A 25,666-nucleotide genomic window follows, 5' to 3' on the forward strand; every position below is an offset into this window, starting at 1 on the left:
CCAGAACCCAAAAAAGGAGCCTTTCATGGCTCCTTTTGTGTACTCTGAAAACGAAACGACTTAATCGAACTCAGGATCATGAAGAGCTGAATAAAAGCCCAACTTACTAGAACATTCTTGTTGAAGTCTCCTAAATGTTTAACAAGTGTCGATTCGACGTTAAGATAATTTTCAACTCGCGATTGTGTAGTTAATTTTACTTCCTATCGTTATTGAAAAATTAGACTTGGATATATTCATCCAGAGAAAGGGCAATACTCTAATTCTTTTTTGATACCTTAAACCTTTCATCTTTCCTCCTAGCCAATAAAAAAGGCGAGATAATCCCGCCTTAAATCAGTTTTAGTCAGACTCAGAAATAGCGTCTGCATTTCTCGCTTCAAAGTAAGCTTCTTCTAATAACGCCTCTTTTTGCTTGTCTAGCAGCAATCTAACGACCTCTAACTGCGTTTTTCCTTCAACATCTTTGGTTTTAATGTAAAAGTCATATTCATCGCAATTAAATAGGTTTGGTGAGATCTCATGAAATCCCAGACCGCAAAGAAGTTCAAACCAATCAAAATCACCCACTCAAAGCCCCCCTTTTAGAATTACGAATTTTATTTTCAATTCTCTTCATTTTGCTTAAAACTTGATAGCGAAGCATTAGGTTTCCATGTTTAAGAAGCAATAGAGACTTGTCCTTATCCTTCATCCTCATAATCTAACTTCCCCAAACAAAAATTATCTCATTGCTTGAGATTATCACATCTTCAATGAAGTATTGCCGGATATCGGTCGCACCATGGTTTTTCACATACTCTCTTGCGTGATCTTCCACAACCTCTAACGCACCACCCAGAGTCGTGTTATAAGGTATATCGACAACAATATCTTTGAATGGAATTTCTACTCTCGGGTCTTCTGGAAGAGCCGAAACCATTGGTAGTTTAGCTTTCATTCCTGCACTAACTGCGGTGCTTGGCGCAAAATGATCACAATCCCATATGCTTTTCATAGCTCTCCCCTTGAAATTAATTCACCTATCTCACTAGAACACTTCTCACACAAGAGTTGATCGAATGGGTATGGTGGCTCATAGGGAATGAAAGTACCGCATTGAGAGCATTCAATAAGTATTTCATCCGAACTTCTCCACTCTGTGGATTTTTCACCGTTGTATTTAACGTCTACTACAAACTCTTTACCACTCGGTGATGAAGGGTATTTTTCAAAAATAACGCCTGACAGTGTTATCATTTCACCATTTATGTAAGTTTTTTCCCTATCACGAAATTTAATTGGTTTACTCATACTACAGACCTATGTCAATGCTTAGGTAAACATCACGCACGCGCTCATCCGTGATACCGATGTATTTAAACGTCTCCGTGACGCTTGAGTGGTTGAATAGCTTCTGCAGTACGTTAATGTCTGCGCCGTTCTTATAAGCGTGGTATCCGAAGGTCTTACGCAATGAGTGCGTATTTAAGCTGTAATCCAGCCCCAGACTGTCTTTAACATCAATCAGCTTAGTAGATATCCATTGTCGGCTAACCGGCTTAGGATCGCCTTTGACGCGATTTCCGGTAGCCTGAAACAAATAGATAGCCTCGGTATTGTTCATTCTCAGGCGTTCAACGCACTGCAGAGCGGTTCTATTCAGTGTCAGGCGCTTTGGTTTGCCGGTCTTTTTCTCTTCCAGCTCCACGTAACCAATATCTTCACCTTCAAGCTGCATTGTCTTGATGTCATCAAACCTCAGCTTCAGTAAGTCACTAATACGAAGCGCCACGTTACAACCAAGCATAACTAACTCAGCTTCACGATGGTTTCCCCACTTTTTCAAGCGGTTGTAGATGGATCTCACATCATCTAGATCTTTAATTGGGTCAACTTGTTTCATGCTTTATCTCTCTGGTTGTGCAGCAAATCGAAATTCACCGCACTTGATCATCTTTCCGTACTTACGATGCTACGCAACAGGTCAGCTTAGCCGGTTCATCACCGTGAACCGGCGTGTTTACTCGCACATTACTGCCATCTTGAACGCCAGAGGAATAATCATCACGGCTACCGCCTTTTCGTCTTGTTGTTTTGGCTGCTTCTGGCTCTTTACCGCTCTCATTTACACGTCTCATATAAGATTTGATGCGGGTTTCCTCCTCCTCCGGCAACTTCTCTGCTTTCAGGTTCTCAGTAACAGCGATCACCCAGCCCTCACAATAACGGTCCGCTCGGACTGTCTTGTTTTGCTTGCGCATCCTCGGGTTCAACGTTGATAAATACTGCTTTCTAGCATTTATTAGCTGACGATAAAGCACATCAAAGGCATAGGCTGCCATCATGGCAGCATCCTTGCGTCCAATAAATTGAGGGAAAGAGCCTTCGTAGCAAGTTTCAAGCATAGGGATGACCTGAAACGACTTCGCAATTTCTGAAACAAGCACACTCACATACGCATTCGGCTTGCGCTGAATTCGACTTCTGCTTGTCGTCTCTCCCATTTCAATAAATTCAATATCCTCATCGCTAAGACCATACTTGCGCATCAGCTTACGAGCCATAGCCAAAGCATTAGCAGCTTCATTGGGATTACTAGATTTTGAGAGATCAAAGCATTTCTTAATCTTCTCTAAATGCTTGGGGTTCATGTTATTTCCTTTGGTCGGGGTAATTAACTTACTAATGCTGCCCGAAAGCAGCATGGTGTAAGCCAACTACTTAATGCGAGGGGCGCCTCTAAAATTGGCAGGTACAGCTTCCAGATGTTCAAGTATTTTGGTTGTCACCTTTTCACAACGCTCACTAACAGGAGCATTAAGTGGGCACTCTTCCCAAACACCCCCTTTCGCACGAAGATTAATCACCCCTATGTAGTGCTTTGGTTGATTCCAATACACCGTGTCACCAATCACACAGATCTTTGTCGTACCAAAATAATCAGGATGAGATTCAGGAGTACGGTCTTTTAAGGCGATTGCCTGTGCAGAGTTTGAGTGGAGATTAACAGGGAATCTAAAAACAGCTGTGAATTTTTGCATCGTTATCACCTTGGTCGGGGTTACAAATCTAATTGCTATAACGAGAATATAATAAGGTTGTGTAAATCAAGCAAGGAAAGAATAGAGAAATGTGAGAAATGACGGGGGGTTTCTTATTGCTAAAACGTGCTTTTAGCAATTAGGAGGCTAAAAAAATGCCCCGCATCCTTGCGAGGCTACCCTAATACCCTACTGGCAGTGCAATCTATACATTGGGATAGCAATGCTCGCTCTTGGCATGAGGTTGGGGGACGACAGCCAGTGTAAACACCACTTACCGAACCCCCGTGTGCAGCTAAGGGAAGCTACGCCATTGCAAACAATGCCCATTCATCTTAGTGCGGTCACTACGCAGCCAACCACAACAAAAAAATGTTGGATATAAGAAAGCCCACTCACAGGAGCGGGCTTTGTCTTACACCGAGTTGAAAGAAGGAAGCTTTCACAAACGATAGTACGGACGCTTATGCGCTGGTACTACAACATTTTCTTGTTATTCTCGCCGCCTTACTAAGCCACACAATGGCGCAGCCATTGCCCGTAATTTAGACGATTAGGACCATTGTTCCTATGTAGTTAGTATGAGTATTTTTTACACAGGGTTATCCCCTTAATTTGGGGATAACCGCTTATGCTCGCTTATAAAACTTGAAGAACTCATCCAATCGCTCGATTTCCATCAAGCCAACTTGAGCGTACTCCTCCAAGCCGTCCTCTATCCAATCACCACATGCTGACTGTATCGCAGCTCTAACCTCGGGGTAATCTTCAGCAAGACACTCAACCACACCACCGCTTTCAATTGCAGCCACTGCCTGATCTGCTGGGCTTGATTCTTCCTCTCCCAGCAATGCCATTGCGTTAGCCAGTGCACTATCAGATTGACCGTCGCTTTGCTCGCCGGCAGGAATGTAATCCACCAACCAGAAGAATGCTGTTGCGTCGAAGATATCAGGAGACTTAATGCCCTCACTACGCAGCTGCTTCTTAGAGAACAGGCGCCAACGTCCCAACTCATCAAACTCATACGGGATCTTGACGAATTGCTTCTGCAGTTTCTTCTCAAACTGTTTCGTCTCACCTTTATGCAGCTTCAAGCGACCAGTATTCAACGCTTCCTTGACCATGACGCACGCATAGTCTTTTTCTTTCGGGAATCGCTGTTTCACTGAGTTAGCGTGTGGAGGTCTACCCCAGTGGATGCGAGTAACATTCACACCAAGCTTTTCACACTCTTGAGCCGTTGTCAGACCGTACCCGTCCGCATCAATACCAACAGTGATATTGGTGTAGCCAGATGTTTCTTGATGGATAAAGCGAGCAAATTGAACCCCGTCCATATCTGCAGGTGCTTCGATAGCCTTAACGACCTCTACCTGTCGCTCACTACCAAAACCACAAACCTTACCGATCTTGAGCACTGAGCTATCTCGACCTTCACCGCCTGCAACGTCGGCAACAGCCACCCAGCCCCACTCATCAACGAACTCAATAACTGCCTCAAAGCCTTTATCGACCATGCTACGGGAGATCAGGAAGCCACTTGCATCATCAGGACACACACCAAGAACACGAATGCCATACTCAGGGCTACTCACACCCCCGTATTCGATGCGTTTTTCTCGGATAAACTTGAGGTTAACAAACGGACTCATTTCACTATTAAGCGTGATAGCCGTGTACAGCCCTTGCTCTGCCAATTCCATTTGTGAATCAGCAAAGTGACCAGTTGGGCGCGTAAACTGGCTAATGAGTAGCATTTTGTTGTTGTCTTCGGTCAATGCACCACGAAGCACCTCAAACGCTCGATCGGATACACCAGACGCTTCATCGACCACCACCATGTAATCCCTACGGTGCTGACCGGCTAAGCCTTCCTCATTGCCTTTTGAACATGTTTTCCCGAAAATTTGCCATACGCCCTTGTAGCCCTTCGCATAGAAAGACTTAGCTGTAATGACGAAGTACTGCTCCAACCACGGCTGACGCTGGCAGATCTTCACCCAAAGGCGCTTAATGTATGAGAAGACAACGTTAGTTACCTGATCTAAGGAGTTTGCCGTCAACATACACAGAGATTCTGGGTGTGTAATGATGAAATGAAGACACAAAGCTGCGGTTAGGTGAGACTTACCCGTACCGTGACCAGAAGCAACAGACACACGCGCCCCGACCGGAGTCAGGGCGTTAATGACTTCAATTTGCTGAAACGATGGTTCCATCCCGATAATGTCGTAGATGAAAGCCAACGGTCGACTTCGGTAGCTCGCTGCAAAATCCAGATAACGAGGATCCAGCGTAATAGCGGCGTGCTTATGCTTTTTGCGGCTTCGGTTTCTAGCTGCCATGGCGGTCCTCAGCGTTTAACGCTTCCAACTCAGCCATACGTGCCGCTAAAAACTCTTCAGAGCTTTGCTGGTTGCCGAGCTGCAATTGTTTCTCGCGCTCTTCCACCAATTGAGGTGTAACTGCACCCGTTGGCAGTTCTGAATCGTCGTCATCACCTTCACCAAGCTCAAAGCGGATCTGAGCCAGTAGGTTAGGCGGAATATCTAACCCATTCGCACTGAGCATGTGCCCAGCGGTTAAAGCATCTATCTCTTCATTAGCCAACTGATTAAAGACTGTCGACTTGATAGCCAATTGCTCGCTATACGTTAATGTGCTGCCTTGAAGTAGCTTTTGACGCAGGGACTCCAAGTTGGCAACGCGCCCCATCCATCGGTCAATGACAGCATCCCAATCCACACGTTTCATTTTTATCGTGGTACCAAGTGGACCTATGTTGTCTTCAAAGACTTCTGCACGCATTGCAGCATGGTTGAAGTAATCCGGCTTTTGAAAGTTAGGAAGCCCTTCTTCATCAGGACCAACAACAGGTGGAGGCTCATTCGCTGCTTCTTCGGCTCTTCTTGCTTGGTCTTCTGCAATTCGCTTCTCAATGTACTCTTGCTCCCCTTTCAATCGGAAAGCTTCTGCCAACTTGGCACGAGCCAACGCTAACTCATGATCAATGCCGCCAGCTGCAGAGAATGCCGCTTCATAGGCTTCTGCCATTTCATCGGTTAGGTGCTGAGCGTACAACCCGTGTTTACGAGCATTCGAATTACCAGCCTGACCGCCTCTATTTCGTTTTGCACCAGCCTGAGAAAACGATCGATCACTATTGCGCGTGCGCTGCCCGTCAGAGTGATCATTATTACCGTTAACCCTTTGTTTGTTATTGGTTTTACCACCTTTTTTTGATGTGCTTTTGTTGGTATTACGATCACTTAAACGATCATTATTAAGATCGTTTTTACGATCACTATCGTGGTCAATCGGCGCATGATCGGATACTTCAATCTTGCCTTTCCGGTATTGGGTAATCGCACGGGTAAGAGAGCCGAGCGGAACCCCTTCATCTTCTGCGAAGTCTTTATTTTTGTACTTAGGGTCATCCTTCTGGCGCTGAAACAACAGCGCCAGTAGACTCGACCAATCGTAGGTGGACTTTCTAGCCATAGCTAACCTCTACTACTGTGCTGCCGCTGCTTCAGCAATACAGTGATCGCACTTTGCTAGTAATTCATTTTCTTGAAGTAACCTCTTGTTTATCTCCTCCAATTTCCCTAATCGCTGAGACATTTCAGTAACTTGGTTTTCCAACTTACTGCGCTCTCGCTCCCATTCTCTGCGCTCACTTTCCAACTGCTTTGAATACAGGTCCTCAATAGCCTTAACACGTCTATCAAGGTCTTCCTGCAACTGCTTCATAACCTTTTGCTGTAACTCCACAACAGACGTAGCCCCTTGAATCATGACCTCATCAGCCCGTTTCTCTTCGGTGGCAGCTTTGGCTTCATCAAGCGGCTTTTCCTGCCGTTTCTTCATAAAGTCCCAAAAACCAGCCCCAAGAACGGCAGTGATCACGGGCACTAGGTAGTCTTTAAGTTCAGTCAACGCCATCCTGTGAACCCTCGTCCTCTACCCATTCACGAAGCGACTGTTTATCAACGTTACAGGCTTTAATAACAGCTTCACGCTCAGCACTTTGAACGATGGCATCTTTAAAGCTTTCTCCCTTCAGCTGGGCATCAGGGCAGTCTTTCAGCCACTCTGGCGGTGGATATTGTTTCTCTACAACGGTTTTAATGACCGTCACTGTCTTTGGCGGTACCGCCGAGCAACCGGATAACGCTGTCAGGCATCCGAGTACGCAAACACGCAGACTCTTCCCCCTCATTGGCACTCTCCTCCTCAAGTTGAGCGAGTTTCCGTCCTAACTCGCTGTTACTCTTAGAAAGTTCACGCTCACGATCTGCAGAAATCTTCCGCTCAAGGTCTCGCGCTTGCTTCATCTGAGTGATTTGCTCGTTGGACTGTTGCAATTCCTGCTTAAACTGGGCGTTAGTCTGCGCCAGCTTGGCATTCTCTTGCGTTTTGGCTTCTATCGTGGTCTCTAAGCCATTGATGGTGATGTACTGGACGCCTACGACGCCCAGTAACAAAGCCCCAATGAGACCACCTGCGGCATACACAGGGTTCATTTGAGCATCCTCATCTGCATCCAATACCGCCAGATACGCTCAACATAGGTCTTCGTCTCTTTCGAGTGATGCCCTGTTACCTGCGGAAGACACCGGATAATGTCTTTGTAAGGAGCGGGATTACCACAAAGCTTTTGAGCCTTGAGGATCCAGCCACACCCTGCGTTGTAACAAGCCCATGCGAGCGATAAACGGTCCGACATTGGACGGGGGGACTGCCATACATTCAACCTGCCTGCCATGTAGTAAGCAGCGGCTTCAATGTTGTGCTCTGGGCTATGCACCGACACACCATTAAAACCAAGCTGCCCCGACACTTCAGCCCATGTTGCAGGCATAAACTGCCCCAACCCTGCCGCCCCGACATAACTGACAGCCTGCGGATCAAGAAGGCTCTCCTGATACAGTTGAGCCTTTAAAATCTCCATCCCATAGACCGCCTCATAAGCAGGAAGCCAGCGCTTAGCTGACTTCTTGATTTGAGCGTCATATTTGTCAGGAAAGGACGCTGCCAAGGAGGAAACAGGTACTACCGAACATAACGCACTGGTAAATAGCAACAGAGCGGAAATCACCCTTTTCTTTAGCTTGCGCAATCCAGTCATTTTTCACCCCGTCATCACCAAAAATAACCTTGCGCATCATGGTCATAACAACCAAAGCAAGGCACAAAAACACCAACTTCATACCGATACCAGTCAGAGCAGTAGCGCCCATCGTGAATAGATTGATTGATTCAGGCATAAGCCCTCCGATTTATTAACAAAAAGACAGCGTTAGCTGAGCCTGTAGTTTGTTTCGACGGGGGTTTTATCGCATCAACACGTTTTTATTGATATGGGTCAGCCTGTACCGTGAATCCTCCTACACAATAGATTCACTCAGGCTATGCAAAGCCACGCCACACAAGGGATTGAGGAAATAAGAAGCAAAACAGAGATTACGCGCCAGTCTCATTTTTTATCTGGCTTTTCTGGTGAAATTTAGGCATAAAAAAACCAGCACTCTGGCTGGTCTTTAATCAATAACACGCTAGTTAAAGTGACAACATCACATTCCTAGTAACCTCTCTAGCCATAACAGGCGGTACCGCGTTGCCTATCATCAGCTTAGTTTGGGTCTTCGATTCCGGAAACTGATAATGCTCAGGGAACGTTTGTGCCAAAGCCTGCTCCCTTATAGAAAGCGGTCTTATCTTGTCTCCCATAACCAATGAGTGCTTATTATTCGTGGTAACAGTACCTAACGGTTTATTTATGGACCGCCCTCCCTTTTCAGTGCCATATGCAGCATCTAAAAATATGTCGCCATGCTCTTTTCGACCATTCATCACTCGATTTTGAGTAGCTTCAACCCTATTACTAACCAAGTCCCATTGATAACCAGCCGGATTTAAATCAAGGAATGATTTAGCCGGCACATGTTCAACCTTAGGTATGTTTAACTCGATCGGGTTCTTACTGCGAGTTGCCACAATAAAGAGTCTAATTCTGTTTTGCGGCACCCCTAGATCAGCTGCGTTCACCACGTTTAGAGACAAACTGTAACCTAGCTTTTCCATAGCCATTGACCATGGTTCAAATAACTCCCACCTTTGAAAGTCTAAAACGTTTTCAATGATAGCTACTGGTGTTCTATGAGCTTCTAAGCAACTAACAACAGCCCAAGCGGTTGACCTACTTAAATCAGCTTTAACAGTCTTCCTCTTAGCTCCTGCTGCTCTTGAATGACCTTGGCAACAAGGCGAAGCGAATACTATATCGTGCTCTGGAACCAAGCCCCAATCAGCTTGATGAAGATCTTGGCAAACATGCTTCGCTTCTGGATGGTTTTTAGCGTGAAACTCAACAGCAACAGGGTTATGGTTTGCAGCCCAAACTACGTTAACACCCGCATCTTTGGCGCCAGTGGTTGTGCCACCAGCGCCAGCAAACAAGTCTATTCCTCGCATTCGCCACCCTGTCGCTTAAAAGACTCTTCTAAGCTTCTTGTCCGGTCTTCGATAGGGTAATTAGCACCTAAACTATGCGCTACAGCCTCGGCTTGTGCCTTTATATTCGCATTGCTCGTGTGAGCGTAGTCGTAAAAAAATGAGCAGTACGTGAATGGCTTGCTAACTCCATCATCATGCTGAATCATGACGTGTTTTGCTCCCGTAATATCTGATTCAATCCAGACTTTACGGCGAAATACCTTTACTGCTTCCACCACTTCAATACTCATTATACGGCTCCCTCCTGTTGTTTTAGCTCTTCAACAACCAATGATATGTTCTTGTTGATGACCTCGAACTCTATTACCCAAACATACGGGTTAGCATCCCAATCGCTATAAATGCCATTCCATAGATTTTTGAACCACGTAACCGGCTTTTGGTACCAACTCAAGCCAGATTCAACAGCCATACGCTGACATTCTTCATCAGTTGGCATTCCCTCAAGAACAGCTTGTGCTTCAGTAATATCCTGAACCTGTTCAATACGGACATCCGTTACCTTTAATGTGATTCTACTTGCTGCTTTTGGCATGTGAATTGACGGGTGCCATGCTGATATTTCTTCTTCAAAATCATCACACCAGCGCATTTCACCATCAGCACGATAAATTACGTTCCCTGTGTAATAGCCCTTGCCGTACTTCAGCTCTCTTACTGGTAAAGCTGGTCTGTCTGGCGTCCATTCAACCATATTGCCGTCTTCATCAAATGAGTGATTCACAACGCCCCACGTTTCACGAACCCAAACTAGATCACCAACAAAGCAGGGAGCAGTAACAAGATCTGACTGAGGGAAATCAGTCCCTACCCCTCGACGTATTAACGCGCCCCACTTGCCCTTTTTAGGATGAGGACTGGTGATTTTTGATGGTTTGCGGTCATGAAGCTCCCAGCCATCAGGGATAACTAAGGGACGACGAGTTACTAACTTTCGCCCGTCCAGCAACGCATTAACCATATCGGCAGTAAATGGAAGGTATGTTTCTTTCATAGTTAACAACCCTCCAAATCAATTAACTCAACTTCAATACTGGATAAGTTAGAAAAGCTGTCACAACCATTTAGCGACACACAATTGAACCCATTGCTTTTACAAATCACGTCATTCATCTTGCTTGTCAGATCGTCTTTTTCAAACCATTCATCTTTAACAACCGAAACAACCAGATCGCGCAACTCTTTTACATCCTCACTTAGCTGAGTTCGAAACCCATCCATTGAAAAATGCACTTGCCCATTTTCAACCTCTCCCTCTTCCAAAGAATTAACCGATACACGATCACATTCATCAGCCAGCTCTAACAGGTACTCGATAAACTCTGGAGTCTGCCAATAACCCAAAACTTCGCCATCTTCCTTAACTGCACGGTCAGAACCTTTTCTTGTTTCTCTCAGTGCTGCTGCCACTTGTTTCAACGCCACTTCTGGCTTGTTATTCAATAGTTTTTCCATATCCTTAGCACCTAAATAACTTCTCTAAGCAGCTCTACGTCTGCATCGTTGAGCGATTTCGCTTTCTCTGGCACTTTCACACCACGGCTTGCCAAATAGTTCTCTGCAAGCTTCTTGATACGGTCTGTATCTACCTGCTTACCAACCACCTTAGAACCAGGGTCTTGAATGCCTCGGGCTTGTGATGATTTCACCCCCAAGATAGAGAGGATTTCCGGATCACTGCCGTATTGAGTCACCGCATGGAACACAAACACTGAGTCTTCCTGCCCGTCACGGTCCAAACGACCAATGCACTGGGTCATAACCTGCGGACTCCAATCCTCTTCACCAAAGATGACCGTTGAACAACGATGCTGAATGCCGTCAGTACCTGCCCCAGAACGAAGACTCATAATCAAAAGGTCTGACTCACCATTGATGAACGCTTTCTTGTTTCGCTCCTTCTGGGTTTGACTCTCAGAGCCGGTATAAAACAGAGGATTAAGGTCTGCGAGGTCCTTAGCCCATATGTCATAAACGCCCCTATGCCAGCCAAATAGAACGACAGGGGTTCCAGACTCTATAAACATTCGTACATAGGCAGCGACACTGTGAGCCTTTGCTATGCCCGTCATTTCGCGCATCTTGAGGTCAAAGTCTCGTGCTGCTTGTCCTCGTTCAACATAAGAGCCGGATAAGGTTTTCACCGCTAATTGTTCGGCTAACACTTCCATATCAGCAACTTTCTTCATGTTTGGAGCCACCCACTCAATATGCGGCTCTAACTGCTTAGCAACCTGACCAACATCTGCCTTCGTGCGACGAATAAGCACTCTTGACTCTCTCAAGTACGAACCAAGCGCATCAGGGTCCGCCACAATCCCCTTATCGTTGGCGACTCCATAATCACGAGTACACCATTCACGCAAGAACTCATCACGGCTACCTAGCACTTCTGGCTTAATCATGTTGCTAATATTGAAAGCTTCAATGCCGTAGTTGTAGATAAGCGTTGCTGTTAAACCGACAACCATTGATACGTTCTGGTTGATAACAAACGCCGCCATACCTCGCTGGCTTTCCTCTCCACGTCTTAGCTGTTGAACTTCGTCATATACGATGGCTTTTACCCATCCTGCGGACAATACATCTACCCATGACGACAGCTGACTGTACTTAAAAACATAGATATCAGCTTGCGGCAGCTTGTATGGCTTATTACCTTTCGCTTTATGGACCGCTAGGTTGATAAACTCAGCTGCTTTTTCACACCACTGATCTTGTAAGTGCGGCTCCACCACAATTACCAGTGGCAAAGCATCAGGAAGTAGACCTACCCCTAAACCAAGGTATGTCTTACCTAGACCAACATCATCAATAACCAAAAGACGCTTAACCGATTCGAGCAGATCAAGCCCAACCAATTGATAATCACGAAGCGACTGATTAGGCATTAATCCTGCGCGTACTGCAGGCGTGTAATCAGGAAGCAAAATAGAGTGCGCCTCTTCCTGCTTCTTATGGTATTCACGACTGCGTTTTTTTAAGTACCTTATATCTTTATCAGACGCTTTTAGTGCATACCTCTGAGTAAACCAAAGAAGATCTGCCGCCACTTCTTGAGAGTCCTGAAGCGAAAACAACTTCGCTTGATGCTTTGGGATCTTAGGGAAAAGCTGTTTAAGGCGTATTGCCACATGAGGCTCGATATCCACAAGCTCCCAACGAGTATCAGAACGGCGCAACGCTCCAAAGGTTCGATTAATAACGAGTTTGCTCATAGCCCGTTCTCCCCTAAGTGATAAAAGCGCGTTGGCTTACCCTCAATTTGTTCTGGCAAACCTTGCGGTCTCGCTGTAGCCAATATCAATCCAGAAATTTCAGGATTCAGACAGTAGCGCTCACACTGACGATAAACGCCCATCTTGTTCCAAGCCTTAGATGCTTTGACTTCCAAACCGATCCCAGAATTGGGAAAGAAGAAGTCGATGATGCTACGACCATCAGATAAACGATATTCACGCTCAAATCGAAGCCCTAGATTAGAGAAGTGCTCCTCTAAGTACTCTTGGCATACTTTCTCATCCGCAAACTCATATTTGCCTTTGCGAAGTATGACGATCAAGGCTTCAAGCTTATCGTTGAGGCAGATTGACTCTGCCCCGACTTTGTTTTGCATAGTCCCAGCTCCTTAGCTATTGCCCAAGCCGGACAAGAAGCTATAAAGCTCTTCCCAGTTTTCGTTGTCATAATGAGCCACCAGCTCGTCCCAATGAGAAGCTATATCTCTCCACTCATGACCGGTGGTTAGCATCAGGAACACTTTCTTCTCAAATCCAAGCGCTCGGACCATGCGAAGGCAGCGACCGAAATCATCCGCGTCATGAGGGTATGAATAACTTTGCACCGGCAATCGTGTAGCGCCCCCGTCAATGGCATAAGCCATGTACTTCGAGCTAGTTCCAGTATCGTCACATTCAAACCATTCAGAGATAGACATACCATCCCTTACTTTTACAGGCTCCCTGCCGCACTCATCCACGACTAAATTTGCCGCCTTGATAACCGTATTAAAGATGCTTGGGCAGAAAGGCATGTTAGGACATTGGCGCGATAACTCTGCATTGATGGCATTAACTAAGCCCATTTGGTCGATAGAAATAGGATCGTGCATGGTTATGACCTCTTACCCTGATTTTGTTTTACAACGTTTATCAATTCCAAAGGTGACTTAAAATCACCGGATGTCGACTCTGCTATACCTGCATGTTTAAGAAATCCACATTCTTCCCAACCGTAGAGGTGATGTGGACACTCTTCCTTGTCGAGAGGCTTATAGCCTTTATGCCACGCCCACACTTCTGCACCAGCAATCATGTAAGCCGCTAAAGTCATTCCGTATTCAATAGGGGTTTTAACTTCCACTGAAGTATTAATAAGAACGTTGCGAAGCAATGAATCATCGCTACTCGTCTGCATAGACAAATCATTGCGAACTATGCGCGTTTCATCTAGCGAATCAAAACAATCGTCTGTCCACTCATCAGAACCAACAACAAAACGAGTACCATTCCAAAATGAGACTAACCATTCATTAGTTAGTCCCTTATCTCTCAGGTGACGACCAAAATGAACCCAGTAATAACCAATTTCTCTTGTTATTTGCGCCTCCATCATTTCGAACCCTCTTTCTCTTCAAAGGTAACAACTTGAGGTCGAATGATTTCAGAGACATTTTCACAGCGAACCCATTCAATCTCCCATGGGTCAAACTCTTCATCATCAGCCGGCTTTTCTGGAAGCAAGCCAAACAAACGCTCAGGGAAACTGCATGAAACGATAAACTTCCGCTCTCCATCATGCATGGCATACATGTTTCCAGTGAATCCAGTATTATCAAACTGTTCAGGCGTCATTTTGCACCCCCTTGACGAGACAACTGATCACGAAGGTTAGGCGGGGTTCCCTTGATGGTAAGAGTGTCGGTTTCCGCATCATAGAAAACACGCTCGCCTAGCAACAGCGCGTCAAAGGTAAGATTGATGCCGCCACCAGCACCAACAAACTTTGTAAGCTTACGAACACAGGCAGAATCTACAGGAAAGCTTTCTTCTAGTTCATAACCCTGATCTTGGGTGTAATTAACGAACGAACCTACGTCACCGAAGTCTGGCAGCTCACCTGACAGCTCTTTAACGCAAACTTCTTCACCAAGTTTCTTTTGTCCATTGCAGTAGTCATGAACTTGCTTCTTAACGGACATCTTTTCTTCGCGGTCTAACTTCGCATCCGCACAGAAATCTTCAACCGCCTGCATGAGAACTTGGTTTTGTTGCTTTGCATCGAAGCCAACTTCTGCCTGCAGAAAATCAAGGAAGAAGTCTGACACCTTACGACCTACACGCCCTTTGATGAATGATAGGTAGCGATTTGATTCTGTATCCGTTTCAAATGTCGACAGGTCCACTACAGCGGCAAGATCCATCTTGGCAATATCCAGATAAGCCGTAGCACTTAGGCTTAGGTTGTCCATTACGGTCATACCAGAGTTAGATGAAACTAAGCCCACCAGTAAGTAATCAGTTGCCAATGATTGATACTGAGCAAAAACAAGTGTGCCCTCATCAGCAAATGGGTATTTGCTTAGTTCATTTTTAAGTCGGATTGCGCCTGTCTTAGAGAACTCATAGAAAGGAGCATTACCTTTACGGCAATCAATTAACCACTGCTTGAACTCACTATCCGACTGAAATTGTCCGTAGCCCTTGGTTTTACCCGAATAAGCGCGATGAAGCTCTTCTACTAGCGCTTCATACGCAGGCTGGATTGGATGATGGTGATTACCGTAGTTAACCGTCAATTCGTCTTGTTCGTTTTTAACCAACTGGTGTAGAGCAACTGCATTCAGTGAAATACTCATTGGGTTTCCTTCTTTGTGTGATTTAAAGGGTTTTGGTCAGGGTCTGTAATTAAGCAGCCATACGCTTAGAGTCTTGCAGGTACTCCAAGACTTCTACGCAATAGCTTTCTTCAGCGCGATTGATATAGATCTCACGCTGCATTGAGATTCGTTCTGACGGGAGTTCAGTTTCTTCTAAGAGCTGCTCGGTCTTTTGGATCTCAGTTCTTAACTGCTCCAATAGCTCTTCAAAATACTTTTGATTACCCACGTTCAACATGACAGTACGAATGCTGTGCAGGGACTTAATTGAAGGGATGGCGCTTTCTACCGCCTCATTGAGCTTGGCAATTCCATCATTGGTCAGCGAATAAACCTTACGATCGGGCTTACCTTTCTGCGGCTCATCTTTGCAAGCCAGAAAACCATCATCTGCGAGCTTATTCAGGGAGCGATAGATTTGTTGGTGGGACGCACGCCATACATGGCTAGTGCTCATCATTTTTGTCAGGTCATAGCCTGTCGCCGTTTTATGCTCAGATAGCAAAGAAAGCAGATGGATATTCAATTCGTTTAACAGCATTTCGACACTCCTTTTTTAGAAAGTGGAAACACCATATAATAAAAACCTGTACATTGTACAGGATTATTTATTTTTAAGTGGAATTTTTGAGAAGATTAGAACGGGAATCCCTGTTTCTTTAGCCAGTCGTGGTACTCGCTAAGGGCTTCTTTCATCTTGTGTTCGACGTGAGTATGGATATAAGTCTTATCCAGCTTGCTAAGAGCATGGTTCAACAACATTTCGCCCACCATGTAATCCACACCAAGATCAGCCCAGACCGTACGCGCTACTTTTCGTAAGTCGTGCGCTGTCCAATTACTGGCTGAAATGCGCTTAATTTGAGTGCTCGCGGTACTAGCAGGAACACATTGACCACTACGATCATCGTTAGGGAATAGAAATTGCCCTGTGTAACCCTTGGATTTTTGAGCATTCCGGTAAGCATCAAGCAAAGCTTTAACTGGCTCAGTCAAAGGTAAGCGGTGCGACTGCTTCGTTTTGGTGTGCTCTGCAGGTAGGTACCAATAATCACCGTCTATATGGGACCACTTAGCCTGACGTGTTTCGCCTATACGGGTACCAAATAGCAACATCATGAAAATCAGCATTCTGGTGCTGTAGTGACAATCCACCAGCGAAGAAAGTACCGCTGGAATATCCGACGCTCTGATTTGCGCATCCTTGGGATTGATGCGTTTTTGAATGAAATCAGTGAACTGAAGACCAGCCAAAGGATTGGTACTAATACGGTTTTGCTTGGAGGCAAGCTTAAATGCCGCTTTCAGTGCGGAAAATATCAATCTGACGTTAGATAAGGAGTATTTACTTTGAAGGCGCCAGATAAGCGCATCGTCTATGCAAGCATGGTTCAACTCATCAATCAGCTTATCACCCAGCATAGGGATCAGGTGCTTATTGATAACGGACTTCACCGTGGCTTTACGCTTTTTAGATAACTCACGATCTGATTGCGCTCTATCGCAGTACCACTCAAGCAGATCAGAAACTTTCTGGAAGCCGCTGATCTCGATATTCGCTTCAGGGTTCAGCGTTAACTCCATCACTATGCTAGGCAAACGCTCTTTTACCAGTGATACAGGAACCGCCGGATAACCACCTAGTGGGTGATATTTCTTACCTTTTCTCAGATACCAAGTGCCAGTTTCTAACCCTTTATGCGGACGCAACAATACCGTGGGCTTGGACGAAACTTTGATTTCGTAACCCTCGGCGGTTTTTAGCGCTCGCTTAACGGATGATTCGGAAAAACTGACTGTAAGTGTCTGCATTAAGAGTCCCAACGGCTGAGTGACTTTTTACCTCTGGCTCAACCTTTTTAAAAAAATCCTGTACATTGTACAGGATTTAGATATATATTGGCGTCGTTAGCACGAAGAGAGCTAACTGTCTCGGTGACGTTAACACCAGATTTTCTAACTATCGACAACAGGAAAATGTTGATGACAACACTACAAAGACATGCAAACGGAGATGGGAAGCACAAGGTAATAGTGCTTTCAGCGCACTTTCAGGGAAATACAGCAAACAACCTGACGCGACACCAGTTCGCAGATTTCCACGCTGATGCCCAAAGGTTGGCTGATGAAATTGATGGTGAATTTAATCTGACCGGCAAAAAAGCCGATGGAAAGAGATTCAAGCTAAGAATTAAGCCGAAATTTTGAAAGGTTGGCGTATCGCCCCGACCAAAGATTGATACGCCATAGTCTACACACCACACAGGAAGAAGGATCCCAAACAATGGACAATCAACAGTTATCCAGAATGGAACGCTCAGAGCGCCTGTTAGCTGCTCACTGTTTTCTTATGCGTAAACCAGTTCCCTATTCTATGCGCCTCAAGAAGTCGCTGCAAGCAAAGCTCACGCGCATTGATCAGAAGCTCGAAGTTTATATCGACAAAATCTGGAGCTTCCTAAATAGCTCTATGCAGCCATAAGCCATCACCCCGTTTATTACTACCGAGTTTAAAAATTGAAGGAGAAGTAGAATGACAACCGAGAAAAGCACCGTAGCGATTGCCCTACAGTCCGCTCTTAACCCTGCTCGTTACCAGCTAGGCATTGCTGCAGACAAAACGGAAGGTCTTGCTCACACATCTGTAAACGCTGCAATCACCATGATTGATCAAATTGAGCAAATCGTTATTGAGCAATACAACATTGAAGTTGATGACTTTAATTCGCTTTGTGATGAGCTTGAACAAACGCAAGAGAGCTTATCCAAAACAGAAAAAGCACTAGCGGATCTTCGCTCTAACCTTGACGAGCTTGAACTTGAAGCCAAAAAAGCCACTGCAGAAGCGGAACGAGAAAAAGCTCAAGCTAAACTCACTCAAGCCAATGTAAAAGATAAACTGGCAGAGCTTAAACGCCTGCAAGATATGCAGCCTGAGCAAATGAAAGCCCGTATAGCTGCCCAGCGTAAAAAGAACGACGAAAAACAAAAGCTACTGGAAGAGCAGCGCATCAAGATCCGTGATCTTAAAAATCAGCTGGTGGACACAGAGACGAAGAAGAACGTCATGGTCCAAGCCAACACGCAACTTACTGAAGAGCTAAACGAAGCTCGCTCTCGATTAATGCACAAAGACGGTGACGTCATCAATAAGGTATTTGTTGGTAGTGATGGCATATTGAAGTGCTACATCCATGTGTTTGAGTATGGTTTATCATTCCGACCAGAAGCAAAAACCATCAAAATCATTAACGACCTTGACTGGTATTACGAGGTTAAAACCAACCACGGGCTAAATATCACTGTTTCCGTGACAGACTGGCTACAACCTTTCTACCCTCCATGCGATTACTTAGCTGACCGTTGGCCAACTGACATTCATGACGCTTTGCATGAACTCATTATCAACCGCATCGAGATCACCCACCCTCACCTCATTGAACGTATGGAGTGGGCTAAAGAAACGTACCTAGAAGATGCTGAGTTGGATCCTAAGCATCTTGAAGTACTAAACAACGCTGGATTCCAGAGCCTATACAGCGTTCTGCACATTCCACCTCATCGCCTACTTGCCATCGTTAAAGACAAAGCCGGTGACGCATCGAAAGGATTCGGAGAAGCAGCTGTGAAGCAAATCTACTCCAAGCTGGACAAGTTAGTAGACCAATGGCAACGACAGCATGATTGCTGGTCAGACCTAAATCGACAACCTAAAGCCGCTTAACGAACAACAGGCTGCGGCAAAGGTCGCAGCCACCAGCAGGAAATTACCATGGATAAAAATATCAAAATACTCATTCCTGAAGCACTACCTGAATGGACCGATCGAGTTCATAACGGACCAATGAAAGCAGTTTGGAACCGCGACAACGATAACTTGCCAACGTTGGAGCTAACCCCTCCACAAAAAGGTCTCAAATCTGAATTTATTGATGGTGCTTGGTATTGGGTTGTTGGCTGTGAGAAGTGTTTAGGCTCATCAAAGGGCTGGGATTACTTTGTCTGTGATGAGCACAACATTTGTATTGACTGCAAAACTAATCGTTCTGAAGTCATAGGGACTGTCTGGGGAACAAAAAATGGCTTTAGATGCGATCCATGCCAAACCGCCCTTTCCCTCAAACTAAAACGAGAAGCACTGGAAAAGGTTGCAAGTGACGATTATGACGAATGGGACTACAAGAACAATGATGAGATTGTCTGCCCTCATTGTGCCAGCAGCTACGAACCAGACGAACCATCGGACGGAAAAGAAACGTGTGATATCTGTGGCGGCGAATATGAGTTAGAAATTGAATACTCAGTCACTTACTCAACCACTGTTGTGGGCGAGAGAATTACCTTAGATTCATTAGACATTGAAAAATAGAGATAAAGCCATGATCTTACCAACACTTGAATACCTAAAAAGCATCAAATCAAGCCCAGTAATCCATGTAGCCGACATCGAAACAGGCTCTACAGGTCCGAATACGCACATCTTCTCAGCTGCCGTTGTAACTGTTGATTTATATCAGCGCCGAATCATCAACCAAACCTACATGTTGATCAGCGATGAGGGGCAAGAAAACCGCATCAAAGACGACATCAACCAACCAAACAGCACAATGGCTTTCTGGGAAAAACAAAAAACTGAATCACCAGAAGCGTATGCGGAACTATTTTCAGCAGAGAAGCAAGAAGAACGCTTATCTCTTCCTGAAGCTCTCCATCAAATTGCTTACTACATTAAGGAAAACACACCAGAGGGCACTAAAGCTCAGGTTATGGGGAACGGTCCAGAATTTGACAACGTTATCCTATCACACGCTTATGAAGAAGCAGGCATTGAGCAACCTTGGTATTTCCGAGGCAATCAATCACTACGCACCGCCTGTTTGCTAGGTCGACTGTTACTTGGCATTGACCCTAAATACACACTAGAACGCAAAGGTCCTCTTCATCATGCGCTATATGATGCTTTGCACGAAGCTGAATACCTTATCGAAATCACATCATCACTGATCACTGAAATCACAAAAGGGCATAACGTTGTCGCTATGGAGACTGAACAGCAAGAAATGTTCAAAAGCTCCCTGCTCAAAGCCCTTGGCTATCAACAGAACTCAGATAAAGAGTTAGTGGACCTGTTAGCAGAAGTTGAATTTAACAGAAAAGCGCTTCACAACGGCGAAGCTGAAGCCTGCGCCTGCCGATAACCCTACCATTGATTGACTGGTGCCCTCACAGATGAGGGTACCAAACAACGGAACTCAAAATGGAAGATAACGACAACATTGTTAAGTTTAAGAAAATAAAACAGCCTCCTTCTGATAAGCCCATCTTTAAAGAGACTCAGACGTATCGAAGACGATTGAAGTGTCCACACGGTGATTTTACGATTGATGAGTCTAATGAAACGATAGAGTGTGGCTTATGTGGTGAGCTATTAAGCCCTATGTGGGTTTTAAAACTTTTAGCTAATGAAAACTCTAACCTGTACTGGCAATGGCTAAAAATGCAAGAGAACGTAGAAAAGACACGCAACAAAATGCGTTGTAAGTGCCAGCATTGTGGAAAAATGACCGCCATTCAGCGTTAACCTGTACTTTGTACCGCCTGAGTGTTATTTTCTACGAAACACTGACGGAACGACTTAATGACCAATAACGAAAAACTCAAGATCATTCAGAAACACTTCAAGCTTAAAGCGCAAGACGTGGCTGACATTTGTTACAAGACAAGTGTTAACACTATTTGGGCATGGCGAACAACCCCAGACAGCGTTCGCTTCAGAACAATGAACGATGGTGAATATGCGCTATTGGTTAATTGGCTGGTAAAAAACGAACGCATTGTCGATGAATCTGAACTTGACGAACTCTTTCAAGAAGACACCAATTAAGTATCTAACGGGTATTAATAGTATACCCGTTAGATATTCATTCGACATCAACCAGATACTCTATCCTTAATCGCCCTCTCAAGCATTGCCAAGGCTGAACCGTCCTTAATCATTTTGGCATCCACTCGAAGAACGCACCAACCAAGAATTGCCGCCTCTCCATACTTAATGCAATCCTCATGAAAACCTGTAGGCGTTAAGTGCCTCGATTTTTGAGTAACCGCCTTACCTGTCCCTGAATCCATTCGCTTCTTTCCATGGCTATAAGTGCCACCTTCGATCTCTACGGCAACCTTGTGGTCTTTCCATGCAAAATCAAACCTCCAGCGTCGCTTAGGATGAAACATCAATTCATCCTTACCCCAGAGTGGCATAGGAAGCCCCGCAGCTTTAACCTGCATAGCAAAAGACAATTCCAACCCACTAGGACCTTTGTCCCCTTTCCGCTTCACAGGGACGGTTTTAAGCGGCTTCCCGTTGGTTCTTTTGGGTGCTTTAGCTTGTTTATATTTCCTCAATGCTTGACCAGCAAGGATATTGCCGGCTTTTGCCATATTTTCCAGTTGTGTTTCAGTCATAAGATCCAAATTCTACAGATAGGTTTCTATCGGTTTATTCTTGAATCCAGCCATTTCCAATAAACACCGCCAGTTAGCATAATCAATACTTCGACTCTCGCCGTCTTCAGCAATCCAATACCTAACCCCTCGGGAACTTCGACCTAACACTCGACCAATCATCTCACCGGAGATCTCACAGCCTATTTTCTCCCCAGAACGGAGTAAGATTGCAGCTTTCAACCCCTTAACCATGTATGTTGTCGGAGCTTTCCAGCGCTTATAGGGTATTTCTTGCGGCATAGCCCACGCTACCCAACGACGGATCTCTTGCTCTTCTCGATCGACATTCCAACTAATACCAACACTTGTGTTAAATCGCCCATACGGCACCACATCAGGATCACTTGACTGCAGGAACACATAACCTTGCTTACCAAGCATCTTCTTGCACAGCTTGAAGTACATTTGCTCAGCTCTAACAGGATCATCCGTTTCCACGCAGTGCAACCAATTGGCTTTGTTTGTTATATGGCTGTCTTCACTCCAATAAACTTGAAATGGTTTACTCATGGCATAGCCCTCCCTTAACAATCACATTATAGGCACAGAGTTCCTACAAAGTCAGCTGACGTTCTAATCCCTCCCCTATAGCCTTGCAGGACCTTTGCAATAGATAGTGATGCAATGGCATTCATGAGCATAGAAACGTTGAATAGCGAGGCACTGACACAGCCTAACAAGACGAAATCACAAAAGATCCTATTAGATCTCTATCTGTATTTGGATGAGCTGTTTCTTTCCATCAATTTAAAAATAAAAAAATCTCTCTTTATTATTTCTTTATTTAATAGGTTATAAGATGGCTTATTAAATGGTTATATATGGTTATAAGATGGTTGTTGGGCTTTAAAGTTGGACCAAACAAGAAACGTAAGTTCATGTTTTAACAATGAAATAAAATCAATCTGGTATCTCGACTTATGCTTTGCTAGTATCTCGATTTATGCAAAACGGCATCTCAACTTATGCGTTTGGGTATCTCGATTTATGCAAAGTGGTATCTCAACTTATGCGTTTGGGTATCTCGATTTATGCATTTTTTCACTTCAATTCCACTGTATATACAGCACTTATCCCACTGTATATGAACAGCTTTTCCACAAATAAAAGCACCACTAAACACCTACCATTTAGGCATAAAAAAACGGCACTCTCTTTCAAGAATGCCGTTTACGGTCGGTTAATTAAATCAGTAAGAATCTCTGACGATGTGGTTTCTCATTCCGTGGTACATAGCGGTGCTTAGCACTACCATGCACAGCACTAATACCGCCCCCCATACCACCAGCGACCAAAGAGTGATAAACGAAACGATGAATACTGTCGCAGGCTTTTTAAGTTGGCGTCGGTGATAGCGTCGTGTTAACTGATCAGCCTTTTGAAATTTGAGGTACATCTTGGGGACGGTGAACAGCACAAGAGCTGCACGTATGGCTATGAGCGTGATAGCAAAAGTAACCAGTTCAGGCTCGCCGGCTGAAAATCCAAACCAGCCTAGCAGCAAAGGAATGAGGTTAAAAACAATGAATATCCAATTCACAATAAGACCTTATCAATAAAAACGCCCCTGAAATACGGGGCGTTGTATCCGAACAGTATGAGCGTTACTTACGCAGAATCCGATCTGACTCTTTATCTATGTAGGCATCAACAATACCAGCTGCTTTGAGCAATTTAAGTGCTGTCTTCAACTTTTGACGAAACGTTTTCAAATCGCTCGCCTTAGAACCACAGCTATGCATCACTTTTTCTACTGACACAGCGTACTTGTTGTTCGCTTTATGGCTGGCAAAATAAAACTGCAACCATTTTGCTATGTTGTTGTTCTTTAGTACCTGACGACGTTTTAGATCGATTCTAGCAAAACCAGAAGAAGTGAAAAATTTCACCAACTCTACGGGTAAACGATAATGCCAAAAGCGTGCCATTGCACCATTTACGTCTTTATATTCGAACGAGTCTACCAAATTAAAGTTAAATCGGTGTTGAATTAGATCGCCTTCTTCTCTTCGAGTGATAAGACCTTCAATATTTGACTGACTTAATCGACGCATACATTGCAGTAGTCTTTCATAGTAAAAAGGCGTTCTAGCCCAGCCTAAAGACTTCATTAACTCAGCTCGTTTGAATTTCAACTTACCTGATAGGTCTGCATTGCGTGCATAGTGAAGAAGTTCCAGATACACATCTAGATCATCTTGCCTTAGCTCTGGTCCTACGAACTGCAGCTCCATCGGCGTATGACTACCATCAAGCAATCCCAGTAAAATTGGCTTTGTGTAGTATCGACGCTCTTGTGAAGTGCCAACGGTAAATAGCGCATATCGCGCTAATTCATTAGGTAGGCAGCGAACGGCTTTCGCCCATGGTTTTTCAATTAGCTTTACTGACATGTCGCTACCCCACCCAAAGCATCAAACAACTGAGGCAGGAAGGCATCAAACTCACCAGCAAACAGAACCATATCAGCATCAAATCGCTGAGCGACATCTTCTCTCGCAATATCGTCATTTTGGTCGGTCAGTTCGTCAGAAAACTTTAATCGCTTTAAGCTGCCATCATCCGACAAGATGAAGTCAACACGATCTTGCCAGTTGACTGCCAGCTTCGTTACTACTTTGTCAGCTTCAATGTGTGACTGAATTTCTTCAGAAGTCAGCTCTTGTTGTTTACAACGGATTTGACCGCCATCTTCTAATACTGATTTTAGCTCTGCTTCCTCAAGCAATGAAAAACCGCTAGGAACTTCACCAGTCTTTAACCAATCAGTCAGAGTCACCTCAATCGCAGACGCAAACGTAACAGGAACCACCGGCAAAGAGCCGATTGTTTTTCTTAGCAGGGCTAAAACGTCTTCCGCTTTCTTAAAGCTGCTGGCATCAACAAAAAGCAATTCTTTTTTAGGGCAAATCCAAACATAAGTGGTATTGGTTCGTTTAAATGCTCGTGGTAGCAAATCAATGACGACATCATCCTTAATGTTGTCTTTCTCTTTTTTCTTGAGAGGTCGACCTTCCGCAGCTTCAAGAGCATCTATGCGCTCATTTACTTCCTCTTTGATGACCGATGCTGGCAACATTTTCTCTTGAAGACGAGCAGCAAGCAAAATCCAATCAGCACCGACATGCAATAGCTGATTGCTATGTTTACCCATTACTGGCGCCCACCCAAACTTCCGTTTGTCTTGCTCACCGCATGGAACGAACGCAAATTCAGACAGTTGCTCACTTAGTTGGTCGGGAGTGAGTTGAACTGTCCGAGAAAAGCGATAAGCCATGATATTTTTAGGCTTCATACTCTGGGATCCTTCTTTCTTCTGGTATTACTTTTTTTGAGTTGCAGCTGCAAGCTCTGCTTCCAACTGGCTTAGAATGGTGCGTTCTGAGCGCAGCGTTATTTGAGCACTGGTTAGGCGCTCACTTTGCTGTTCGATTTCGCGGCGAAGTTGTTCAGGATCACGAGGCGCAGTTTGGGAAATAAACTGATGCTTGTTTTCTCGAAGCTGTTCAAGGAATGGGCTATGACAGTCTTTATTGGCAGCATCAATATTAATCGACTCATAAGCTTGAGGATTAACACGACGGCAATACTTGTGAAGGATTTCGCGGCAAGCGGCATACTTCATACCGTTTACTGCCGCGACATCTGCGGTTTTAGCGCCCTTTAGAATGGCGCACGCAATTTGTTCTTCTTTTCTGAGTGAGATTTCACGCTCTTGATTTGTCTCGGTCTTGTCCAT

General features: G+C 44.8%; 38 protein-coding genes. 7 read left to right on the plus strand and 31 right to left on the minus strand.

Annotated features, from left to right (window positions below; all coding sequences use genetic code 11):
- Positions 1–342: 342 nt before the first annotated feature.
- The 25 genes from AC4MRV_RS09170 to AC4MRV_RS09290 form a co-directional block, all read right to left on the minus strand.
- Positions 343–570, minus strand: coding sequence for a hypothetical protein (locus tag AC4MRV_RS09170; RefSeq protein ID WP_255905372.1), 228 nt, complete (start codon positions 568–570; stop codon positions 343–345).
- A gap of 133 nt (positions 571–703) precedes the next feature.
- The gene (locus tag AC4MRV_RS09175; RefSeq protein WP_491187123.1) at positions 704–997 is read right to left on the minus strand and encodes a hypothetical protein; all 294 of its coding nucleotides are present in this window, start codon (positions 995–997) and stop codon (positions 704–706) included.
- The gene (locus tag AC4MRV_RS09180; protein WP_434184992.1) at positions 994–1,293 is read right to left on the minus strand and encodes a hypothetical protein; all 300 of its coding nucleotides are present in this window, start codon (positions 1,291–1,293) and stop codon (positions 994–996) included. Before AC4MRV_RS09180 ends, AC4MRV_RS09175 begins: the two co-directional genes overlap by 4 nt.
- Before the next feature lies 1 nt (position 1,294).
- On the minus strand, positions 1,295–1,885 hold the full coding sequence (locus AC4MRV_RS09185; RefSeq protein WP_491187124.1) for a tyrosine-type recombinase/integrase: 591 nt from the start codon (positions 1,883–1,885) through the stop codon (positions 1,295–1,297).
- A 61-nt stretch (positions 1,886–1,946) separates the two neighbouring features.
- The gene (locus AC4MRV_RS09190; protein ID WP_332235024.1) at positions 1,947–2,633 is read right to left on the minus strand and encodes a DUF2786 domain-containing protein; all 687 of its coding nucleotides are present in this window, start codon (positions 2,631–2,633) and stop codon (positions 1,947–1,949) included.
- A gap of 66 nt (positions 2,634–2,699) precedes the next feature.
- Positions 2,700–3,023 carry a hypothetical protein gene (locus AC4MRV_RS09195; protein WP_332235023.1) on the minus strand — a complete coding sequence of 108 codons (324 nt, stop codon included), beginning with the start codon at positions 3,021–3,023 and terminating at the stop codon, positions 2,700–2,702.
- A gap of 629 nt (positions 3,024–3,652) precedes the next feature.
- Positions 3,653–5,371 (minus strand): protein PacB, encoded by a 1,719-nt coding sequence (locus AC4MRV_RS09200; protein WP_110097031.1) that lies wholly within the window; start codon positions 5,369–5,371, stop codon positions 3,653–3,655.
- Positions 5,361–6,527: a hypothetical protein gene (locus AC4MRV_RS09205; protein WP_222714854.1), complete on the minus strand. Its 1,167-nt coding sequence runs from the start codon at positions 6,525–6,527 to the stop codon at positions 5,361–5,363. Before AC4MRV_RS09205 ends, AC4MRV_RS09200 begins: the two co-directional genes overlap by 11 nt.
- A gap of 12 nt (positions 6,528–6,539) precedes the next feature.
- Positions 6,540–6,971, minus strand: coding sequence for a hypothetical protein (locus tag AC4MRV_RS09210; RefSeq protein ID WP_103412247.1), 432 nt, complete (start codon positions 6,969–6,971; stop codon positions 6,540–6,542).
- Entirely contained in the window at positions 6,958–7,167 is a 210-nt protein-coding gene (gene lysC, locus AC4MRV_RS09215) for an Rz1-like lysis system protein LysC (protein ID WP_103412246.1), read from the minus strand. The genes AC4MRV_RS09210 and lysC overlap by 14 nt, the downstream gene beginning before the upstream one ends.
- Entirely contained in the window at positions 7,154–7,552 is a 399-nt protein-coding gene (locus AC4MRV_RS09220; protein WP_103412245.1) for a hypothetical protein, read from the minus strand. Before AC4MRV_RS09220 ends, lysC begins: the two co-directional genes overlap by 14 nt.
- Positions 7,549–8,157 (minus strand): transglycosylase SLT domain-containing protein, encoded by a 609-nt coding sequence (locus AC4MRV_RS09225; protein ID WP_315972593.1) that lies wholly within the window; start codon positions 8,155–8,157, stop codon positions 7,549–7,551. The genes AC4MRV_RS09220 and AC4MRV_RS09225 overlap by 4 nt, the downstream gene beginning before the upstream one ends.
- Entirely contained in the window at positions 8,048–8,296 is a 249-nt protein-coding gene (locus AC4MRV_RS09230; RefSeq protein WP_110097029.1) for a hypothetical protein, read from the minus strand. The genes AC4MRV_RS09225 and AC4MRV_RS09230 overlap by 110 nt, the downstream gene beginning before the upstream one ends.
- A gap of 292 nt (positions 8,297–8,588) precedes the next feature.
- Positions 8,589–9,503 (minus strand): DNA cytosine methyltransferase, encoded by a 915-nt coding sequence (locus tag AC4MRV_RS09235; RefSeq protein ID WP_274021038.1) that lies wholly within the window; start codon positions 9,501–9,503, stop codon positions 8,589–8,591.
- The gene (locus AC4MRV_RS09240) at positions 9,491–9,775 is read right to left on the minus strand and encodes a hypothetical protein (RefSeq protein ID WP_274021039.1); all 285 of its coding nucleotides are present in this window, start codon (positions 9,773–9,775) and stop codon (positions 9,491–9,493) included. Before AC4MRV_RS09240 ends, AC4MRV_RS09235 begins: the two co-directional genes overlap by 13 nt.
- A complete protein-coding gene (locus AC4MRV_RS09245; protein ID WP_274021040.1) occupies positions 9,775–10,539 on the minus strand; it encodes an ASCH domain-containing protein in 765 nt (254 codons plus the stop codon). The genes AC4MRV_RS09240 and AC4MRV_RS09245 overlap by 1 nt, the downstream gene beginning before the upstream one ends.
- Before the next feature lie 2 nt (positions 10,540–10,541).
- Positions 10,542–11,000 carry a hypothetical protein gene (locus AC4MRV_RS09250; RefSeq protein ID WP_274021041.1) on the minus strand — a complete coding sequence of 153 codons (459 nt, stop codon included), beginning with the start codon at positions 10,998–11,000 and terminating at the stop codon, positions 10,542–10,544.
- Positions 11,001–11,011: 11 nt separating this feature from the next.
- Positions 11,012–12,763, minus strand: coding sequence for an SNF2-related protein (locus AC4MRV_RS09255; RefSeq protein ID WP_491187125.1), 1,752 nt, complete (start codon positions 12,761–12,763; stop codon positions 11,012–11,014).
- Positions 12,760–13,161, minus strand: coding sequence for a hypothetical protein (locus tag AC4MRV_RS09260; protein WP_110097023.1), 402 nt, complete (start codon positions 13,159–13,161; stop codon positions 12,760–12,762). Before AC4MRV_RS09260 ends, AC4MRV_RS09255 begins: the two co-directional genes overlap by 4 nt.
- Before the next feature lie 12 nt (positions 13,162–13,173).
- Positions 13,174–13,656, minus strand: coding sequence for a hypothetical protein (locus AC4MRV_RS09265; RefSeq protein ID WP_481712434.1), 483 nt, complete (start codon positions 13,654–13,656; stop codon positions 13,174–13,176).
- A 2-nt stretch (positions 13,657–13,658) separates the two neighbouring features.
- Positions 13,659–14,159 (minus strand): hypothetical protein, encoded by a 501-nt coding sequence (locus AC4MRV_RS09270; protein WP_481712433.1) that lies wholly within the window; start codon positions 14,157–14,159, stop codon positions 13,659–13,661.
- Entirely contained in the window at positions 14,156–14,398 is a 243-nt protein-coding gene (locus AC4MRV_RS09275; protein WP_426673638.1) for a hypothetical protein, read from the minus strand. Before AC4MRV_RS09275 ends, AC4MRV_RS09270 begins: the two co-directional genes overlap by 4 nt.
- Entirely contained in the window at positions 14,395–15,402 is a 1,008-nt protein-coding gene (gene yejK / locus AC4MRV_RS09280; RefSeq protein WP_347361781.1) for a nucleoid-associated protein YejK, read from the minus strand. Before yejK ends, AC4MRV_RS09275 begins: the two co-directional genes overlap by 4 nt.
- A gap of 49 nt (positions 15,403–15,451) precedes the next feature.
- Complete coding sequence (locus AC4MRV_RS09285) at positions 15,452–15,964, minus strand: PadR family transcriptional regulator (RefSeq protein ID WP_110097018.1); 513 nt, start codon at positions 15,962–15,964, stop codon at positions 15,452–15,454.
- Positions 15,965–16,059: 95 nt separating this feature from the next.
- Entirely contained in the window at positions 16,060–17,235 is a 1,176-nt protein-coding gene (locus AC4MRV_RS09290) for a tyrosine-type recombinase/integrase (RefSeq protein WP_491187126.1), read from the minus strand.
- Between the two features lie 171 nt (positions 17,236–17,406).
- On the opposite strand from AC4MRV_RS09290, the gene AC4MRV_RS09295 reads away from it, so the two are divergent.
- The 7 genes from AC4MRV_RS09295 to AC4MRV_RS09325 all read left to right on the plus strand — a co-directional run bounded on the left by AC4MRV_RS09295 (position 17,407) and on the right by AC4MRV_RS09325 (position 21,307).
- Positions 17,407–17,631: a hypothetical protein gene (locus tag AC4MRV_RS09295; protein ID WP_038195521.1), complete on the plus strand. Its 225-nt coding sequence runs from the start codon at positions 17,407–17,409 to the stop codon at positions 17,629–17,631.
- Between the two features lie 76 nt (positions 17,632–17,707).
- Entirely contained in the window at positions 17,708–17,905 is a 198-nt protein-coding gene (locus AC4MRV_RS09300) for a hypothetical protein (protein ID WP_103412236.1), read from the plus strand.
- A 51-nt stretch (positions 17,906–17,956) separates the two neighbouring features.
- Positions 17,957–19,147 (plus strand): hypothetical protein, encoded by a 1,191-nt coding sequence (locus AC4MRV_RS09305; protein WP_110097016.1) that lies wholly within the window; start codon positions 17,957–17,959, stop codon positions 19,145–19,147.
- 48 nt (positions 19,148–19,195) lie between these two features.
- Positions 19,196–19,792 (plus strand): hypothetical protein, encoded by a 597-nt coding sequence (locus AC4MRV_RS09310; RefSeq protein ID WP_103412234.1) that lies wholly within the window; start codon positions 19,196–19,198, stop codon positions 19,790–19,792.
- Between the two features lie 10 nt (positions 19,793–19,802).
- A complete protein-coding gene (locus AC4MRV_RS09315; protein ID WP_110097015.1) occupies positions 19,803–20,621 on the plus strand; it encodes a 3'-5' exonuclease in 819 nt (272 codons plus the stop codon).
- A 59-nt stretch (positions 20,622–20,680) separates the two neighbouring features.
- A complete protein-coding gene (locus AC4MRV_RS09320) occupies positions 20,681–21,004 on the plus strand; it encodes a hypothetical protein (protein WP_103412232.1) in 324 nt (107 codons plus the stop codon).
- Between the two features lie 57 nt (positions 21,005–21,061).
- Positions 21,062–21,307 carry a hypothetical protein gene (locus AC4MRV_RS09325; protein ID WP_103412231.1) on the plus strand — a complete coding sequence of 82 codons (246 nt, stop codon included), beginning with the start codon at positions 21,062–21,064 and terminating at the stop codon, positions 21,305–21,307.
- A 47-nt stretch (positions 21,308–21,354) separates the two neighbouring features.
- On the opposite strand, the gene AC4MRV_RS09330 is transcribed toward AC4MRV_RS09325, so the two are convergent.
- The 6 genes from AC4MRV_RS09330 to AC4MRV_RS09355 form a co-directional block, all read right to left on the minus strand.
- Complete coding sequence (locus AC4MRV_RS09330; RefSeq protein WP_233902835.1) at positions 21,355–21,885, minus strand: hypothetical protein; 531 nt, start codon at positions 21,883–21,885, stop codon at positions 21,355–21,357.
- A gap of 12 nt (positions 21,886–21,897) precedes the next feature.
- Positions 21,898–22,437, minus strand: coding sequence for a hypothetical protein (locus AC4MRV_RS09335; protein WP_103412230.1), 540 nt, complete (start codon positions 22,435–22,437; stop codon positions 21,898–21,900).
- 679 nt (positions 22,438–23,116) lie between these two features.
- Positions 23,117–23,467 carry a hypothetical protein gene (locus AC4MRV_RS09340; RefSeq protein ID WP_491187127.1) on the minus strand — a complete coding sequence of 117 codons (351 nt, stop codon included), beginning with the start codon at positions 23,465–23,467 and terminating at the stop codon, positions 23,117–23,119.
- A 64-nt stretch (positions 23,468–23,531) separates the two neighbouring features.
- Entirely contained in the window at positions 23,532–24,320 is a 789-nt protein-coding gene (gene trfA, locus AC4MRV_RS09345) for a plasmid replication initiator TrfA (protein ID WP_103412228.1), read from the minus strand.
- Positions 24,311–25,222: a recombination-associated protein RdgC gene (rdgC, locus tag AC4MRV_RS09350; protein ID WP_426673635.1), complete on the minus strand. Its 912-nt coding sequence runs from the start codon at positions 25,220–25,222 to the stop codon at positions 24,311–24,313. Before rdgC ends, trfA begins: the two co-directional genes overlap by 10 nt.
- 27 nt (positions 25,223–25,249) lie before the next feature.
- Positions 25,250–25,666, minus strand: a complete 417-nt coding sequence (locus tag AC4MRV_RS09355) for a hypothetical protein (protein WP_110097014.1) — start codon at positions 25,664–25,666, stop codon at positions 25,250–25,252.

It is taken from the genome of Vibrio sp. (genome assembly GCF_984391705.1).